The following is a 1151-nucleotide window of genomic DNA, read 5'->3' on the forward strand; positions in this document are numbered from 1 at the left end:
TGCTTACACCTTGTATTGATTACGTCATCGTCTTTACTCAGCTCGGCAAAGGAAATGAGAGATTAATACTGGCTTCCACGCCGGTTTTGTTCGCCGTTCAGATGGTATTGCTTCCGTTATACCTGTGGCTGTTTATCGGGAAAGAAGTGATAGGAGCTGTTCATGCGGGACCGTTTCTGGAAGCATTCTTATTGTTAATAGCGGTGCCGCTGCTGGCGGCGGTGATGACTCAATTATGGGCTGATAAGAAGCCGGCGGGAGAAAAGGTGCTGGAATGGACGGCGTGGCTGCCTGTTCCTTTTATGGCTCTGGTCTTACTGGCGGTCGTCGCCACACAAATCGGCAAGGTCATCAGTGATGCTGACATCATTATACGTGTGATCCCAATCTATCTGTTATTCCTGCTCATTATGCCGTTTGTTTCCCGGTTTATCGCAAATGCGTTCCGTCTGGATACAGGTGAAGGAAGAGCATTGATCTTCAGCACGGGCACAAGAAATTCACTCGCAGTCCTTCCGTTAGCACTGGCCTTGCCGGATGCTTGGGCCCCATTGGCCGCCGCTGTTATCGTCACACAGACGATTGTTGAGCTGATAGGCGAATTGGTTTATATAAAAGCGGTGCCCGGATGGCTGCTGAAATAAAAAATAATCTGAACAGAAAAAAACATACCAACAAATATTGGTATGTTTTTTATATCGATTATAAAGTTGAAATATCAATGACGAAACGGTAGCGGACATCGCTTTGGAGAACCCGTTCGTACGCTTCGTCGACTTGATTGGCCGGTATCACTTCAATTTTAGGAGCAATGCCGTGCTCGGCGGCGAAATCAAGCATCTCCTGAGTCTGCGGAATACCACCGACGAGTGAACCCGCAATGCTGCGGCGGCCCGTGATTAAGGAGAACACACTGTATGAATCCGGCTTAGCGGGCGCTCCCACATTTACCAATGTACCGTCAATGCGAAGCAGAGATAAGTAGGCATCTACGTCAAGGTTCGCGGATACTGTATTTAAAATAAGATCAAATCGTCCGGCCAGTTCAGTAAATGTATCCGGGTCGCTTGTTGCAAAGTAATGATCGGCTCCAAATTCAAGCGCTTCGTCTTTTTTGTTCATTGAGCGGCTGAGGACGGTGACCTCTGCGC

Annotated in this window: 2 protein-coding genes; one reads left to right on the forward strand and one right to left on the reverse strand. The window is 48.2% G+C overall.

What is annotated here, in order from left to right:
- On the forward strand, positions 1–644 hold a 644-nt coding region (locus ACFVQB_RS34405; RefSeq protein ID WP_379449879.1), incomplete at its 5' end, for an arsenic resistance protein.
- A 58-nt stretch (positions 645–702) separates the two neighbouring features.
- On the opposite strand, the gene ACFVQB_RS34410 is transcribed toward ACFVQB_RS34405, so the two are convergent.
- On the reverse strand, positions 703–1151 hold a 449-nt coding region (locus tag ACFVQB_RS34410), incomplete at its 5' end, for a zinc-binding dehydrogenase (protein ID WP_379449882.1).

Origin of the sequence: Paenibacillus sp. NPDC057886, from assembly GCF_042796655.1 — a bacterium.
Taxonomy (GTDB): Bacteria; Bacillota; Bacilli; order Paenibacillales; family Paenibacillaceae; genus Paenibacillus.